Here is a 15,128-nt window from a genome sequence, read left to right on the forward strand (position 1 = left end):
GGTATAGGTGGTAAAATATTATGGTAACATAATATGCGTATGACCGGCAAACCTGACACGGGCGAAAAGCTTGCCTCGATCCATGATCATCTCCTGGCCTGCTATGGAAAACAGCACTGGTGGCCGGGCGAAACCTGGTTTGAAATCATGGTGGGCGCCATCCTGACCCAATCGGCGGCCTGGGGAAACGTTGAAAAAGCGATCACAAACCTCAAATCCGCGGGGAAGCTTTCACCGTCGGCCGTCAGGGACCTGCCGATGGTTGACCTCGCCAAAATGGTTTACCCTTCCGGGTATTACAACTCCAAGGCAAAGAAACTCAAAGCGCTGGCTGCGTGGCTTGGTCTGTATCAGGACGACCTGTCCAGGCTCGACAGTTTTCCGACTGCCGAACTGCGGCAGGAACTCCTCGAAATCCATGGAGTAGGGCCGGAGACCGCCGACGCAATTTTGCTTTACGTGTTCAAACAGCCGGTATTCGTTATCGATGCTTACACCCGAAGACTATTCAAGCGCCTTGGAATTGAACCACCGGTTGACAGTTATGACGGTTGGCAGGGTCTTTTTATGGCTAACCTGCCACACCAAGCCGGGTTATTCGCGGAATACCACGCCCTGATCGTTAAACACGGTAAAGACATCTGCCGGAAGTCGGCACGCTGCACCGGATGCTGCCTCGGTGACGAATGTTCAGGAGAAGCCGTTCACCGCTAAACCGGTTCGCTTGGGCGGACCGAGGTGATGTCGTCCGCCATTTCGACCATTCCCAGGTAGCCCCCCGACGCATCGCGGACGGCCATATACCTGATGCGGATTTTCCGCCCGTCGCTTTTGTCGGTGAAATGCTCTACCAGGTCACTCGCGCCCGATTTAAAATCGGCGATCATAGTATCAATGGCGGGCCACGATGACTCCTTGTGGCACTCACGAACATCCCTGCCGATGATTTCCGGCGGCCGGTTGAAGATGCGGTGACCGGAAAACCAGACGATGCGGTCTTTTTCGTCCATGTAGGTCAGATCGACCGGTAAAGTGTCCAGCATAGCGGCGATCGTTGAAAGCGACAGGTTTTCAAGCATTGGGAACTCTCTGTTTTTTGATGACGAGATAATAACAGCCGGGTCACCGGGGGGGCAAATCACTTACCGGCCTGTTGCCGCCGATGCTATAATTTCCTGAAAATCATGAAGGGCCATGGGGGAGCAGCTGTCCCCAGGGCAGCGAGGTGCGATATGGGGCGTAAAGAATTCGATTTCAGCGGTTTCACCGGCGTCGAAGCGCGGAACGCGATGAAGCTAGAGGTCAAACGCGGAGACCAGTATGCGGTTGCCCTGGAAGCCGACGACCAGGCCTTGAACGATGTCAAGGTCAGCCTTTTCGGCGGGACCCTAACCGCCAAACTTGAGGCTCGCTGGGGCCATATCGGCCTGGTTTTCAAGGGAATTTCGGCTCCCAAGCTCATCGTCACCATGCCGGAGCTCCGTTCGATCGAACTTGCCGCCGCCAGCAAAGGCGAAATTTCTGGGTTTACGGCGCTCGAGACCTTCCAGGCAACGCTGTCAGGAGCCAGCACTCTAAGCGGCGATGTCGGCTGCAAACAATTGAAACTGGAAGGCGGCGCGGCGTCCCATTTCGAACTTAACGGCAGCGCCGATACCGCCGATATCGAACTTACCGCCGCTTCCAACGCTAACCTGGAGAAGATGACAGTCGGCGACGCCAGGATCAAACTCGGCGGGGCAGCCAGCTTGACCGTCGATGTCAGGGGTAAACTCGACGCCGCCGTTTCCGGAGCCAGCAACCTCAGATGGCTGGGCACGCCGACGCTGGGCGATGTCAAAATCACCGGAGCTTCCAGTTTCAGCAAGAAGACTTGATGCCCCGATAGTTTCCCGTTTTGGCGTTTAGCAAAACTAGCCTAACGGCTGGCAAAATACTCCTCATCCGCGGGGTGTGCTCAGGTATTGAAGCGCCGATAATGAATGCGGAGGACAGAACCATGATCACAAAAATTTTCGGAATCATACTGGTAGCATCCATGGCGGTGGCCGGAATAGCCTGCATCCCATTTGGAAGCATTGTCGGCCGCGGACCGGTGGAGACGCGTAACCAGGATTTCAGCGGCTTCACCAAAATCGAGATCTCTTCAACTTTTAAGGTTGAAGTAGTCCGCGACTCAGGTTATTCGGTCAGCGTCACCACGAACGAGAATATTTTCGGCTACCTGGACTTCTCGCAAGAGGGCGATACCCTGAAGATCAAACTGAAAGATGGAAGCTACACTGTCGCTTCATTGAAAGCCAGGATTACGGCTCCGGAGATCGCCAGTCTCCAGGTCAGCGGCGCCTCTTCTGCTTCTTTAAGCGGTTTCACATCGAACGCAAACCTTAAGCTCGTTGCCAGCGGGGCCAGCAGCATAGAACTGGACAGCATTAAATGCGGCGATTTGGATGCCAACGTTTCAGGCGCGTCGAAGATCAAGGGCAGCATGGAGACAGGAAACGCCACATTTTTAGTCAGCGGGGCTTCAAACGTCAGCCTCTCCGGTCAAGGCCGGGATCTCAAAGTCACCTGTTCCGGCGCTTCTCGGGGGAGTCTCAAGGAATTTGCGAGCACGAACGCCAAAGTAAGTTTCTCAGGCGCATCCAACGGCGACGTCAGTACCTCCGGCAGGTTGGATGTGACGCTGTCAGGAGCTTCATCGTTGAAGTATTACGGGAATGCCACTCTTGGCGACGTCAATGTCACCGGAGCCTCATCGCTGAACAAAGGCTAGTCAGCGAACCGTATAACCACTTGTGTTCCCGGTTTTTCCGTAATGGTATGATTAAACCATGAAGGCTGAATACCATGCGGCGCTGGACTGGCTTTATAGCTTCGTCGATTATGAAGCGGGGCAGCGCCCCCGCGATGAGTCCAGGTATGACCTCAGGCGGGTGAAACTTTTCCTCGAGCGATTGGGGAATCCCCATCTAAAAGCCAGGACGGTCCACATTGCCGGCAGCAAGGGTAAAGGCTCCACCGCGGCGATGATTTTTGCGGTATTGCGGGAAGCCGGTTACAAGACCGGACTTTACACTTCGCCCCACCTGATCGAAACCTACGAGCGCTTCAAGATAGGCGACCATTTCATAGGCGAAGATGAGTTCATCGTCGAGGTCCAAAAATTGAAGCCGATCGTCGCCGAGATAAATGATCAAGCCCGTTACGGTGAACTCACCACGTTCGAAATAATGACAGTCCTTGCTTTCGATTATTTTGCGAATAACAAGGTCGATTGGCAGGTCATCGAGGTAGGGTTGGGCGGCAGGCTGGACGCCACCAATGTCGTCGAACCAAATCTCTCAATAATCACCACGATCAATCTCGAGCACACCGACGTGCTCGGCGACACTATCAAGGAAATAGCTTCAGAAAAAGCCGGGATCATCAAGGCCGGTGTGCCGGTGGTTTCAGCGCCTCAGGGCGAAGATGCGACCGGGGTCATCCGATCGACCTGCCACAAAATCGCGTCGCCGTTGAGGGTGGCCAGCATTGAAGCCATGACCCGGTCCTCTTTCAACGGTGGTTTCCAGATGTTCAACATCCTGGGCAGGCATAATATCTATGACATCAAGTTGCCTTTACTGGGGACTTATCAGCGGATAAACTGCGCGGTAGCAGTAGCAGCCCTGGAAGCCCTGATCGACCAGGGAGTTGAGGGTATCACGAAGGAAACGGTTGAACGCGGACTGTCCAGGACGGATTGGCCGGGAAGGTTCCAGGTAATTGACCGCGGCCCGCTGGTCATCGTTGACGGCGCGCATAACCCGGCATCATCCATGGAACTTGTCAATTCTCTCGATGCTTTCCTGGATGCGGACATGATGCCCCATCCGGCGGTCCTGGTTATAGCGGCTTCGGCCGACAAGGATGTCACCGGCATGGCCGAAGTCCTGGCCCCGGTTTTTGATGAATTCGTTGTCACGCGCACCAGGCATCCCAGGGGGATGGACGTTAAAATACTGGGCCGAGCCTTCGAAGAACTCGGCAGGAAGGTAAATTACACCTCAACCACGGCCGAAGCGCTGGTATTCGCTTCCCAATTGGCGGGCAGCGAAGGCCTGGTATGCGTTACCGGTTCGCTTTTTGCCGTCGGCGAAGCCCTGGAAATCCGTCCGAACAGAGCGGCCGGATGAATCCCCGGATTACTTAAGCCGGGAATTCGGTGACCCGGGCTTCCTCAGACAACATTGGACCGAGGACCTTTTCAAGCGCCATGGTGTGGCAGCAGCGTCCCCAGGTCACGAAGAAATCACAGGAACAATGCCATTGACCGTGTTTCAATTCGGTGGTATGAATATCGTTTTCGCCGCGGAATTTGCAACTCATGTCGGTGAAGGTGATGCGGTCTTTCTCCTGGGCGTAGCGGTTGGCTTTTTCAATTTTCCCGATCAGGCTTGAATACATTTTCTCCTCCTGACTCGTTTAATAGTAAATTAAAAAGCACCGGCGCGGGATACGCGACAGTGCTTCAGCACACATTTACCCGGGGACCGACTACTCGCATGGCGGGAAGTACCTCTGGATGTTCACAACCCCATTTTACCCCCGGCGGCGGTACTCCGTCTAGGGGTTTTTCGAAATTATTTTTCAGGAATTTTCATAGTAAGCCCGGCTCGGGAGGGGACAAAATGAGACCTCTACGGAGTGAAAAGGGCGGCGGAAAGGGCATCTTTTTCGATCGCCGTAAAAGCGGCGATCTCAGCCAGCACGTTGTTCAGGGTGGCCATGCGCAGAAGCCGGCCGGTGGTTAACGTGATGTGGTGTTCCCTGCCCGATTGGGTTGAGGTGAGTTTCACGTGACAACCGGTTTGCCGGGTGATGGAGTAACCATAAAACGACAACCGCCTTGCCAGATCCTGACCGCCTACGTCCCTTGGCAGTCTCACGATAAAATGACCTCATCTTTCTGCAGGTGGAGCCGGACGACAGGCGGCGCAGCCCCATAACCGAAGTGGCAAGCCAGGGCGTCGCGGACCTGCGACTTCAACTCATCGAAAGTATCCGCCTCGGTGAAAATTGGCGAGCCTAGGGCCCGGGCGGTGAAGCCGCCCTCGGGGTCTTCCTGAACCATAAAGATAATTTCGTTCATAATTACATTCGCGCGATGAAGCCAAGATTAAGGAATAAAGCGAGAATTGTCAATACACGGGCCAGAGTAGGCTAATCGCGATTATTTCTTCCGCCACAGGGTATGCCCGTCAGTGATGAAGCTAACGGAACCCGAGGTATCGGTTCGGAAAACGCCGTTCTCAATGCAGATTGAATCGAGCGCCGAGACGACGGCAGAAGTCGGATGGCCGTAGCTGTTCCGGCCGACCTGGATGATGGCTAATTCCGGGGGGGCAACGGCCAGAAAAGCGGCACCGGTCGAACCGTTTGACCCGTGGTGGGCTACTTTCAAAACGGTCGCGTCAGGTAACAACCGGCGATAGACTAATTCCAGTTCGGAGGATTGGGGCAGATCGCCGGTGAAAAGGAAAGAAGTTTCGCCGTATTTGAGGCCCAGGACGAGACAGGAAGCGTTGGTATCGGCGATCGTGTCATCGTACGGATTAAAAACCTCCAGTTCCAAACCCCCTGCAAGCCTGATCCGCTGACCCGCTGAGACGGCGGTATCGGGCACCTTCTTTTCATCGATCAGCCGCCGCCATTCACCGTAGAGATCGGTGTCAGCCGGAATACCGGAATCGACTATCTGGATGATCTTGTACCGGTTAAGAGCCTCAACCAGACCGGTAAGGTGATCGGCATCGGCGTGGGTCGACACCACCAGCTCGATGGTCCGGTCCCAGAAAGGCATTCGCCTGGACAATTCCTGGGTTAAGCGCTGCGGCGACGGACCGCCGTCGATGAGGATGTCCTGGCCGGCAGGCGTGCGGATGTAGATGGCGTCGCCCTGGCCGACATCGAGGAAGGTCACCTGCAGGCGGTGGTCAACCGGAAAATTCAAAATGGTTGAAACCAAGACGGTTATGAGGGTTATGGCAGGGATACCGAGTGATACGAAGCGTCCCAATTTCACAGGTCTGGCATGGTCCTCGAAGGATTGCCGGCGCTCCCAGCGCCACAGCCACCAGGCGAACGCGGCCAGTACCGCATAGGATAACCAGATAAAAAGGGGATGAAAGGATTCAACCTGGATTGGCGGGATCCGGGCGAAAAATTCAACGGCGGCTAGAAGATAGCTTAACCCAAGCCATGTTATGGCGCCGAATGGTATCGCTAAAACCGGCTGAATAACCGCAGCTATGCCGGTCAGCAGTCCGCCAAAAATGATCAGGGGCAACGCCGGGGCAGCGGCCAGGGTGGCGACACCGCCCGAAAGGGAAATATTACCGAAATAGTAGGCAATAAGGGGCAGGACACCGGCTACCGCGGCAAAGGAAACCGCAAGACCTTCGGCTACCCAGCGGAAAACGCCGTAAAAACGGGAGGATTTACCGGGGAATTTCAGCGCGGCCTGACGGGTGAACCGGTCGAGCGGCGGCAAAAGGAAAATAAGACCGGCCATGGCGGCGAAACTCATCTGGAACGAAGCCGACCATAATAATTGCGGATTGGCGGCAACCATCAGCGCGGCGGCAAAACAGAGCGCCGGGGCGGCCGCTTTCTGCCTGCCCAAAAGCTCGGCAAGCACGAAAATTGAAGCCATGATGGCACCGCGGACAACTGGAGAAGCCAGGCCTGAGAGTATGGTGAAAACCCACACCGCGGCCATGGCCAGCCAGACGTACCAGTAACCGCGACGGCCAATCAAGCCCCGGATGGCAAATAGCAGCACCGCGGCGACAATAGCCAGGTTCTGTCCCGAAACAGCCAGCAGGTGCGATGTTCCGGAGGCAGAAAAAGCCTGGTTCACCTCATCGGGGATGCCGGAGCGGATGCCGAGGGCAAGGCCCTGTGCCAGGGAGGCGTGCGGCTCAGGGAGGGCGGCGGCGATGTTATCGGCCAATCTCTGCCGGAGATCGTAAATCCCAGCCAGCATCGGGTTCCCATGTCCAGGGCTGACAGCGGTAACCGACGGGTACAAAACGGTGGCAAAAACCTCGTCGCGGGCGAGGTAGGCTCGCCAGTCGAAGGTATCGAAGACCGGGGGCTCGAGCAACATACCGGTCACGGTTATCCGGTCGCCGTAATCGTATTCGGGAAACGGCGTAACATAGACCATGACGGCTCCGGTTACTGCACGACACTCGCCGTCGATAAGTACGGAAATGCCGGAAAGCCGGAGAGCCTGCGATTTCTCCCTGGCTTCGGGCATCCGGCTGACCGTGCCTTCAAAAGTGTGAGCGCTGCCGTCGATGAAGCTTGCAACGTTGTTTCCGCCCGTTCCGGAAAAGCTCGAATGGAAATACAGGGCGCCGCCTGCAAATATCAAGATGGCGGCAGCGGCAAGAACAGCACGGGCCCGCCAGCGTTTCACCAGTGCGAACAACATGGGGAAAATGGCGGCGATAAACCAGAGAGGCGATGGCATTAGCTGCGAGCCAAGCCAAACGCCGGTGACCCAGGCCAGCGACAGAACGATCAGGACCAAGGCTTACCCCGACACCGTTATTAAATCTTTGAGGGAATCGTACGTCGACTGGCCGAAGCCGGGAACCTTTACCAGTTCCAGGATGTTCACGAAGGGGCCGTGGGCGGTCCGGTAATCGATGATGGCCGCTGCTTTGACGGCGCCGATGCCGGGAAGGGCTTCCAGCAACCAGGCCTCGGCGGTGTTGATGTTGATCTTCTGAGGGGCGTTGGAGACTCCGCCGACAATCAGTTTTACACTTGTGTTGGAGCCGGTTTGACCGCCCGCTGCCTGGAGTAAATCCTCGAGCGTATCCCCGGCTTTCACAGGGTAAATGCCGGGAAGAGTTACGGCGCCTTCGATGGCAACTGAGGCGAATGGGGCCGGCGCGGTAGTGGGCGTATAGATCTCGACCAAAGAAGAATCCCCGCACCCAGAGAGGAGAAGCGGCGGAACAAGCAGCAATGTGAGTGAAATGATCAGCCGAAAGCGCCCTGCCATGATGCCCCCAAAACAAAAAATTGATTTAGGCTATACCCAATCGGGAGGTGCGTCAAGGGTTTTACGGGTTTTGACATGCCGAACCGGAAGGATATGATTAACCTGGTGGTCGAAGGAGGCTTGGTATGAAGCTGAACTGGCTCTGGACGCTGGGCGTGGGCGTCGCGCTCTTTTTTGTCACTAACGTAACAATGCAAAGCACCGGCAATCCCAACTTTTTCCCGACGGTAATCATGCTGGGATCGTTCGTGGTGCCGGTGGCGTTCATCACTTTCTTTTACGAGCATATTCGCGACAGGGATATACCTCTTTCAGTACTGGGCGGCTCTTTTCTCCTCGGTGGGGCTATCGGCACGGTCGCCGCGGGTCTTTTGGAATACTCGACTCTGACCAGCTCATCCGTATCAAGCCTTTTCGGAGTGGGCTTGATCGAGGAATCGGCGAAAATTATCGTGCCGGTCGTCCTGTTCCTGGGCTGGAAATACCGGCACCAGGCAGACGGTCTGCTCTTCGGGGTGACGGTGGGCATGGGTTTTGCGGCACTCGAGACCATGGGTTATGCGCTAGTCACGCTGATCCAGAGCCAGGGCGACGTTACGGCAATGAACCAGGTACTCCTGGTCAGGGGGCTTCTGGCGCCTGCCGGGCACGGCGCCTGGACCGGCATTATCTGCGCGGTTCTATGGCGGGAGAGAGCCAGAGCGGGTAAGGTCACCATCAACGCCTGGGTTATCGGCGCCTTTATCCTGGCGGTGGTCTTGCACGCCGCCTGGGACATCGTAAACAGCCAGAGTTCCAACGCCGTCGCCTATGGCGGCATGCTGGCGGTGGCCTTGGTCAGCCTGGGCGTGCTGTTCGCGCTCTACGCCAGCGCCCGCAAGGAAGTCGGGCAGACACCGGCAGCGGAAAAAGCCCAAACCATTTAACGCAAGTTACCAATACTTGTTATTTTGGGGATAGATCATGGCGCCGGCTTGCCGAGCGCATCGCCAGTTCAAGCTGTTCCAGGAATGTCTGGCGATCCCGGGGCGAGAAGACGACGTCCATACCGCCGCGCCGGATGAGCTCAATCACGCCTTTGCCGGAAGTTGCCAGGCGCAGTCCGAAATAAACCCAGGCCTCGGCGCCTCCGGCGGGGCGCGCTTCCTTGATCGTCGAAAGTGGAATGTCGTATTTGATTGGGCTTCCCAGAAGAATGCGAACCCGGTCGTCCAGGATCTGGTACTTCCGAGGAATGATGAAGTAAAAAAGCAGCAGTTCGAAGACGGCGGTGCCGACCATGATCCAGAAGGTCTCCGGGATCAGGAAGGCGAGCAGCAGATCGACGAACACCAGCAGGATTATCACCCCGGCGATCGGCGCGGTGTCGTATCGGGGAGAATCCTCGTAGCGGAGCTCAGGAGACTGTTTCATGTTAAACGTTGAACAGGAAGTTGGCGATATCGCCGTCCTTCATGATGTAGGTTTTGCCCTCGAGGCGGAGGACTCCCTGGCGCTTGGCCTCGGCGAGCGATCCCGCGCGGATAAAATCATCGTAGGCGACGATCTCGGCCCGGATGAAGCCGCGCTGGATGTCGGAGTGAATTTTACCGGCGGCAAACTGGGCGTTGGTGCCGGCGGTGATGCTCCAGGCCCGGCATTCGTCCGGTCCGGCGGTGAAGAAGGAGATCAGGTCCAAGAGAGCATATGACGCTCGAATAGTCCGGGATAAGCCAGTCTCGGACAGCCCGTAGTCCGCCCGGAACTCGGCGGCGGAGGCGGCGTCCATGGTCGCCAGTTCGGCTTCAAGTTTGCCGCAGATGGCGATGAGCCGGCGCTTGTTTCCGGAGAATTTGGCGGTAAATTCCTTTTCGATCCTGTCGACGTTCGGCAGGTCTTCCTCGCCGATGTTGATCACGGTCAACAGCGGTTTGGCGGACAGAAACTGGTAACCGGCGAGCGATTTCTCTTCTTCTTCGGTGAGTTCGACATCGCGCAGTGGAATGTCCTTTTCCAGTTCGCCTTTCAGGCGATTGATCAATTCCTGCTCGGCCAGGATCTTGGGGCGCTCGGTGGCCTTGGCGGCCTTGAGAGACTGCTCGATCTTGCCCAGGCGGCGCTCGATAATCGCCAGGTCGGAAAAGGTAAGTTCCAGGTTCATGGCTTCGATATCGCGGGCGGCGTCGACGGTGAGCTGGGGGTGGGGCACCGATTCGTCTTTGAAGGCGCGGACGACGCTGACCAGTTCGTCCATGGCGGAGAGTTCCCGCAGGGCTTCGCCGCCGATGTTCTTGACCGAAGCGCCAAGATCAAGGTATTTCACCTCGGCGAAGGTTGTTTTCACAGGTTTGAACATGGCTGACAGCTTGTCGATGCGGGCGTCCGGCACCTTGGCGATGCCGATGTGGACAGATTCCCCCGGGCGGGCAGCCGCGGCGGCGCCGGTGGCGGCCTCAAAAATTGTAGTGCGGCCGCTCATGGACAGGCCGATAATGCCGATAGATAAAGCCATTCAAAATCCTTTGTTAATAGTCGCGGACATTATACCATTCAAGCTGGCAGCTTTCAGCAGCCTGGTTTTATTTTGAATTTGCATTGTACGTAAAAACGACTCAAACGACTTGCTGACGCATGGACCGCGCCGAATTTCAAACGTTTAGTCACACTGCCAATTGTTCGGGCATGCTTTTTAAAATCTTTCGAAACGACACGATTGAAACCTGCGATATTCACGATTGAGTCGTTTGGCGCGGACAATTCATTCAATGCGTTCATTTCAAACAAGTAGAGAGGCATCAGTTTATAACCGTCAGTCAATGTTTTGATTCGAGGGGTCTCCGGCAAATAATAGTACTGGTGTACTAATATACCTCAGCTGGTATTATAGCACCAGTGTTCTCTAAGATGTCAAGCGTTTCGTGTCGTTTTTGGTGCCATTTTGAAAATATTTTTGTAATAAGCTCCTGGAGATCAACAGTCTCCATCAAACTAGACATATGCAACGTGCCCAGCTACAGCATTGAGATAACGATGGATACGGTGTCCCAAGACTTTGGAAGTGATGAGGCGGGCGAGCGGCCGCTCGCCCCTACCATAAACCGGGCGGGCGGGTTAAAAACCCGCCCCTACAGCGAACGTTTGGCGTAGGATGCCTCGCTCCCGCTCGCGGCGGGAGAGAAGGAAGTTTCGTTATAAGGGAGGAAGATTGCCACGCCTTCGTTTGCATCACGAGCAAGCCCGATGGAATCGAGGCTCGCAAAGACAGTTTTACAGCGAACGTTTGGCCAGGGAAGCCTCGCAATCGGCGACGAGGTTCTGGAGTCCGCAGGCGAGGCAGGGGGAATCGTGGCAGTCACCGGTGGCCTCACCGGACAGGGCGCGCTTGTATTCCCGCCGCAAATAGCCCTCGGTGACGCCGGTCTCGATGTGCGACCACGGGAAGACTTCATCGAGCGGCCGCTGGCGGCGGGCATAGAATGCGGGGTCGAGGCCGAACTCGGCGAAGGCGTCCGCCCAGCGCTGCCAGGAGAAAAATTCCGACCAGCCGTCGAGCATGCTGCCGCGCTTCCAGGCGGAGTAAATTACCTTGGACAAACGCCGGTCGCCCCGCGAGATAGCCGCTTCGAGCAGGCTGGCCTTGGGTTCCGACCATGAAAGGCGGATGCCCTTGCTCCTGACCCGGTCCAGCAGGTGCCGCTGCTTGACGATAATGGTCTCCTCGTCATCCTGGGCCGCCCACTGGAATGGGGTGTGGGGCTTGGGGATGAAGGTGGAGAGACTGACCCGCAAGCCGGGGCGGCGGCCGGGGGCGTTTCTGCCCAGGGCATAGACTTTGTGAAGAGTGTCGGCCATGACCGACAGGTCGTCGAGGGTTTCGGTCGGAAGGCCGAGCATGTAATAGAGCTTCATGCCGGTCCAGCCGCGGTCGAAGGCGGCCTGGGCGGTGGCAAAAAGATCTTCGTCAGGAATGATCTTGTTGATCACTTTCTGAAGGCGGGGCGAAGCCGCTTCGGGCGCGAAGGTCAAGCCGCTTTTCCGGCCTTCGGGCAGGCTTTCGACCAGGGAGACCGAACCGGGGGTGATCCGTAACGAAGGCAGCGAGATGGCGATGTGCCTGCCGTGGTATCGTTCTGCCATCTTGCCGACCAAACCGTCGATATCGTCGTAGTCGGAAGTGGACAGCGAAAGCAGTGAGATCTCGTCGTAACCGCAGTTGGCGATGATCTCGTCGGCGGCATCGATGACTTCCTGGTGGGGGCGCTGGCGGGCGGGGCGGTAGACGACCCCGGCATGGCAGAAGCGGCAGCCCCGGACGCAGCCGCGGGAGATCTCGATAACGCCCCGATCCTGGACGGCCTCGATGTAAGGAACGACGGGCGTGGTGACAGGCGGCGGCAGTGTCTGGACGATGCGGCGAGTAATCGTGGCCGGAGCGACCGCATCATTTGGAGTGATTGAGGCAACGGTGCCGCCGTCATGGTATGTGACATCGTAGAGTGAGGGGACATACAACCCCCCGACGGCCGCCAATCGTTTTAATAATCCGGCTTTGCCGCCGGGTTTACCGCTTGTTTTCCAATCGTGGAAAACGTCGGCGAATTCGGCTATCGAGTCCTCGCCGTCGCCGATGAAGAAGACATCGACAAAATCGGCGACCGGTTCCGGGTTGAACATCGACGTCCCGCCGGCGATAACCAAAGGCTCGCTTTCGGCGCGGCCGGCAGCCCAGGCGGGGATTCCCGCGAGGTCCAGCATCTCAAGCATCGTGGTGAAGGAGAGTTCGGCGCCCAGCGAGAAACCGACGACGTCAAAGTCCCGAACCGGGCGGAAATTCTCGAGCGAAAGCAGGGTCAATCCATTGTCACGGATCGCCTTGATCATATCCGGCCAGGGCATATAGGCACGCTCGGCGAGGGCTTCCGGACGGCGGTTGATGATGTCGTAGAGAATGGGCAGGGAGAGATTGGAGAGGGCTACCTCGTACAGGTCCGGGAAGCAAAAGGCGATCCGAACCGGTGTCGCGTCAAAGTCTTTTTTGACCGCGTTGACCTCGCCGCCGGTGTAGCGGGCGGGTTTTTGGACTTTATATAAAATGGAATCGGGGTAGGACAATCAATGACTCCACAAATAAAAATTCAATGCGTCCGAGGCTTTGAGATTCTTCCCCTTCGCTCCGCTCGAGGGTCAGAATGACAGTTCATGTTGTCGCTCCATCGAGTTCTGATAAATGGAAGACCATACCGTCGCGGGCGGCGATGACGCGGATGCCGGTGCGTTCGGTCATACCGGCGGCGATTTCCCAGGGGTGAGCCCGCCAGACGTTCATGCCGAAATGGGTCAGGATGGCCTCTTTTGGCTTGACAGCGGCGATGATTTTCTCCGCTTCGTCCAGTGTCAGATGATCGACCGTCGGCCGCGATTCGGTCAGGACGACATTGATGATCAGCAGGTCGGCTTTCTTATAGGCATCAAGCAAGTCATCGAAATAGCGGGTATCGGTGACATAGGCGATCGATTTGCCGCCGGAGTGAAAAACGATGCCGTAGGTCTCAACCGGGTGGCGGTGGCGGAGGGGAGTTTCGAACTTCAGCCCGTCGAGTTCGTACTTGCCGCCTTCTTTCAGGACAACGACCTCATCGAGGAACTTTTTGATGTATGAGTAAATCACCGGTTCGGGACCGAAGGCATCGGACGGCGCGTAAAACTTGCCCTTGCCGCGAAAACCGCCGCCAGTCATCGCTTCTATCATGACGTTGACGTCCCCGGAGTGGTCGAGGTGGCGGTGGGAGAGAAGGACGGCGTCAAGAGTCTCAGCCTTTAGCTTGCGCTTGTTGACCTGGACGATGCAGCCGGGGCCCGGATCAACAAGGATGTTTTTGCCCGAAAGCGACAGCCACATGCCGCCGGAAGCCAGAATCTGGTGGGCAACCATAATGCGGGCGCCGCCGGTGCCCAGGAAAGTGATGGTATCGTCGCGGGGTTCAGTCATGACCGCCAAAGTATAGCAGAATCCCTACCCGCCACCCATACTCCACAAATCCGAAATCCGAATATCGAAATCCTGAACAATAACCAAAATGCCAAATTGAAAATCCAAAACGGGCACGACAATCCGCCAACATGAAAGGCCGACAGAGTGTTTCTAGCTTTCTGAAGAGCCGGGCTCAGCCTGTGATGGCTGCCGGTTAAGACTTGGGATCTGATCGATTTGGGTTTTATCGAAGGAAACCCTGGTCTGGGGGAACGGGATTTCAATGCCGTTCTCATCGAAGGCTTTCTTAAGCCGCAGACGCAATTCCCCGGCTACCTGCCATTGGCGCATCGGCTTGGTATCGCCCAAGATTTTGATCTCAATGCCGGAATCGGACAGGCTATCCACCCGGAGAACCTGGGGCGCCGAGATCAACATGGGGCCGAACTCGGGATCGGAGGCCAGGCCCTTGCCGACCTTGTTGATGACGGCGATGGCCTTCTCAAGGTCGGTACCGTAATCGACTGACACGTTCATGTTGACCCTGGCCCATTCCCTGGTGTAATTGGACACGGTGGTTATCAGCCCGTTGGGGATGATGTGAACGATGCCGTCGAGATCGCGCAGCACGGTGCGGCGCATGTTGAAGTCTTCCACCTGGCCGGAGACATTGGCGACCTTGATGACATCGCCGGGATTGAACTGGTCTTCCAACATGATGAACAGGCCGTTCAAAGTGTCCTTTATCAGGCTCTGGGCGCCGAAACCGATGGCGATACCGACAACACCGGCGCTGGCGATGAGAGGCCCGATATTGACGTTGAACTCGGACAGGACCATGAAAGTGGCGACGGCGAATATCGCTACCCCCAGGGCCCCGATCAGAATACCCAGGATGGATTTGACGCGCCGAACCTCGTCCTCTTTAGGCAGCTTGTCGATGCGGGCGCGGAACTCGATGAGCCTGCGGACGATACGGGTGAGAAAAACCTTGACGACCTGGTAGAAAACCCAAGAGCCGAAGACGATCAGCACAAGCCGGGCGCCATGGCTGCCGATCCAGGTGCCGATGGAGTCTATAAGATCTCCCCAATCAATCATGATTTCGAAGTATAC

16 protein-coding genes are annotated in these 15,128 nt (G+C 56.7%); 5 read left to right on the plus strand and 11 right to left on the minus strand.

Annotated elements, in window-relative coordinates:
- Window positions 1–39 precede the first annotated feature (39 nt).
- Entirely contained in the window at window positions 40–714 is a 675-nt protein-coding gene (locus tag Dform_RS00200) for an endonuclease III domain-containing protein (RefSeq protein ID WP_083635286.1), read from the plus strand.
- On the opposite strand, the gene Dform_RS00205 is transcribed toward Dform_RS00200, so the two are convergent.
- Window positions 711–1,079: a PAS domain-containing protein gene (locus Dform_RS00205; protein WP_076003223.1), complete on the minus strand. Its 369-nt coding sequence runs from the start codon at window positions 1,077–1,079 to the stop codon at window positions 711–713. The two genes, Dform_RS00200 and Dform_RS00205, sit on opposite strands and share 4 nt — an antisense overlap.
- 153 nt (window positions 1,080–1,232) lie before the next feature.
- On the opposite strand from Dform_RS00205, the gene Dform_RS00210 reads away from it, so the two are divergent.
- The 3 genes from Dform_RS00210 to Dform_RS00220 all read left to right on the plus strand — a co-directional run bounded on the left by Dform_RS00210 (window position 1,233) and on the right by Dform_RS00220 (window position 4,178).
- Window positions 1,233–1,877, plus strand: coding sequence for a head GIN domain-containing protein (locus tag Dform_RS00210; RefSeq protein WP_076003224.1), 645 nt, complete (start codon window positions 1,233–1,235; stop codon window positions 1,875–1,877).
- 122 nt (window positions 1,878–1,999) lie between these two features.
- Window positions 2,000–2,776, plus strand: a complete 777-nt coding sequence (locus Dform_RS00215) for a GIN domain-containing protein (RefSeq protein WP_076003225.1) — start codon at window positions 2,000–2,002, stop codon at window positions 2,774–2,776.
- A 58-nt stretch (window positions 2,777–2,834) separates the two neighbouring features.
- Window positions 2,835–4,178, plus strand: a complete 1,344-nt coding sequence (locus tag Dform_RS00220) for a bifunctional folylpolyglutamate synthase/dihydrofolate synthase (RefSeq protein WP_076003226.1) — start codon at window positions 2,835–2,837, stop codon at window positions 4,176–4,178.
- A gap of 13 nt (window positions 4,179–4,191) precedes the next feature.
- Here the strand turns inward: Dform_RS00220 and Dform_RS00225 are convergent, their stop codons facing one another.
- The 5 genes from Dform_RS00225 to Dform_RS00245 form a co-directional block, all read right to left on the minus strand.
- The gene (locus tag Dform_RS00225) at window positions 4,192–4,449 is read right to left on the minus strand and encodes a hypothetical protein (protein WP_076003227.1); all 258 of its coding nucleotides are present in this window, start codon (window positions 4,447–4,449) and stop codon (window positions 4,192–4,194) included.
- A 233-nt stretch (window positions 4,450–4,682) separates the two neighbouring features.
- Window positions 4,683–4,931 carry a type II toxin-antitoxin system HicA family toxin gene (locus Dform_RS00230; protein WP_076003228.1) on the minus strand — a complete coding sequence of 83 codons (249 nt, stop codon included), beginning with the start codon at window positions 4,929–4,931 and terminating at the stop codon, window positions 4,683–4,685.
- Complete coding sequence (locus tag Dform_RS00235; protein ID WP_076003229.1) at window positions 4,928–5,134, minus strand: 2-oxoisovalerate dehydrogenase; 207 nt, start codon at window positions 5,132–5,134, stop codon at window positions 4,928–4,930. Before Dform_RS00235 ends, Dform_RS00230 begins: the two co-directional genes overlap by 4 nt.
- 81 nt (window positions 5,135–5,215) lie before the next feature.
- Entirely contained in the window at window positions 5,216–7,582 is a 2,367-nt protein-coding gene (locus tag Dform_RS00240; RefSeq protein WP_076003230.1) for a DNA internalization-related competence protein ComEC/Rec2, read from the minus strand.
- A gap of 3 nt (window positions 7,583–7,585) precedes the next feature.
- A complete protein-coding gene (locus tag Dform_RS00245) occupies window positions 7,586–8,062 on the minus strand; it encodes a ComEA family DNA-binding protein (RefSeq protein WP_076003231.1) in 477 nt (158 codons plus the stop codon).
- A gap of 125 nt (window positions 8,063–8,187) precedes the next feature.
- On the opposite strand from Dform_RS00245, the gene Dform_RS00250 reads away from it, so the two are divergent.
- Window positions 8,188–8,988, plus strand: coding sequence for a PrsW family intramembrane metalloprotease (locus tag Dform_RS00250; RefSeq protein ID WP_076003232.1), 801 nt, complete (start codon window positions 8,188–8,190; stop codon window positions 8,986–8,988).
- A 19-nt stretch (window positions 8,989–9,007) separates the two neighbouring features.
- On the opposite strand, the gene Dform_RS00255 is transcribed toward Dform_RS00250, so the two are convergent.
- From Dform_RS00255 to Dform_RS00275, 5 genes are all read right to left on the minus strand, one after another.
- Window positions 9,008–9,475 carry a PH domain-containing protein gene (locus tag Dform_RS00255; RefSeq protein WP_076003233.1) on the minus strand — a complete coding sequence of 156 codons (468 nt, stop codon included), beginning with the start codon at window positions 9,473–9,475 and terminating at the stop codon, window positions 9,008–9,010.
- A 1-nt stretch (window position 9,476) separates the two neighbouring features.
- Complete coding sequence (locus Dform_RS00260; RefSeq protein ID WP_076003234.1) at window positions 9,477–10,553, minus strand: DUF933 domain-containing protein; 1,077 nt, start codon at window positions 10,551–10,553, stop codon at window positions 9,477–9,479.
- 755 nt (window positions 10,554–11,308) lie between these two features.
- Window positions 11,309–13,153 (minus strand): TIGR03960 family B12-binding radical SAM protein, encoded by a 1,845-nt coding sequence (locus Dform_RS00265; RefSeq protein WP_076003235.1) that lies wholly within the window; start codon window positions 13,151–13,153, stop codon window positions 11,309–11,311.
- A gap of 85 nt (window positions 13,154–13,238) precedes the next feature.
- On the minus strand, window positions 13,239–14,030 hold the full coding sequence (locus tag Dform_RS00270; protein ID WP_076003236.1) for an MBL fold metallo-hydrolase: 792 nt from the start codon (window positions 14,028–14,030) through the stop codon (window positions 13,239–13,241).
- A gap of 153 nt (window positions 14,031–14,183) precedes the next feature.
- Window positions 14,184–15,113, minus strand: coding sequence for a mechanosensitive ion channel family protein (locus Dform_RS00275; protein ID WP_076003237.1), 930 nt, complete (start codon window positions 15,111–15,113; stop codon window positions 14,184–14,186).
- Between the last annotated feature and the right edge of the window lie 15 nt (window positions 15,114–15,128).

Origin of the sequence: Dehalogenimonas formicexedens (assembly GCF_001953175.1) — a bacterium.
Lineage (GTDB): Bacteria > Chloroflexota > Dehalococcoidia > Dehalococcoidales > Dehalococcoidaceae > Dehalogenimonas > Dehalogenimonas formicexedens.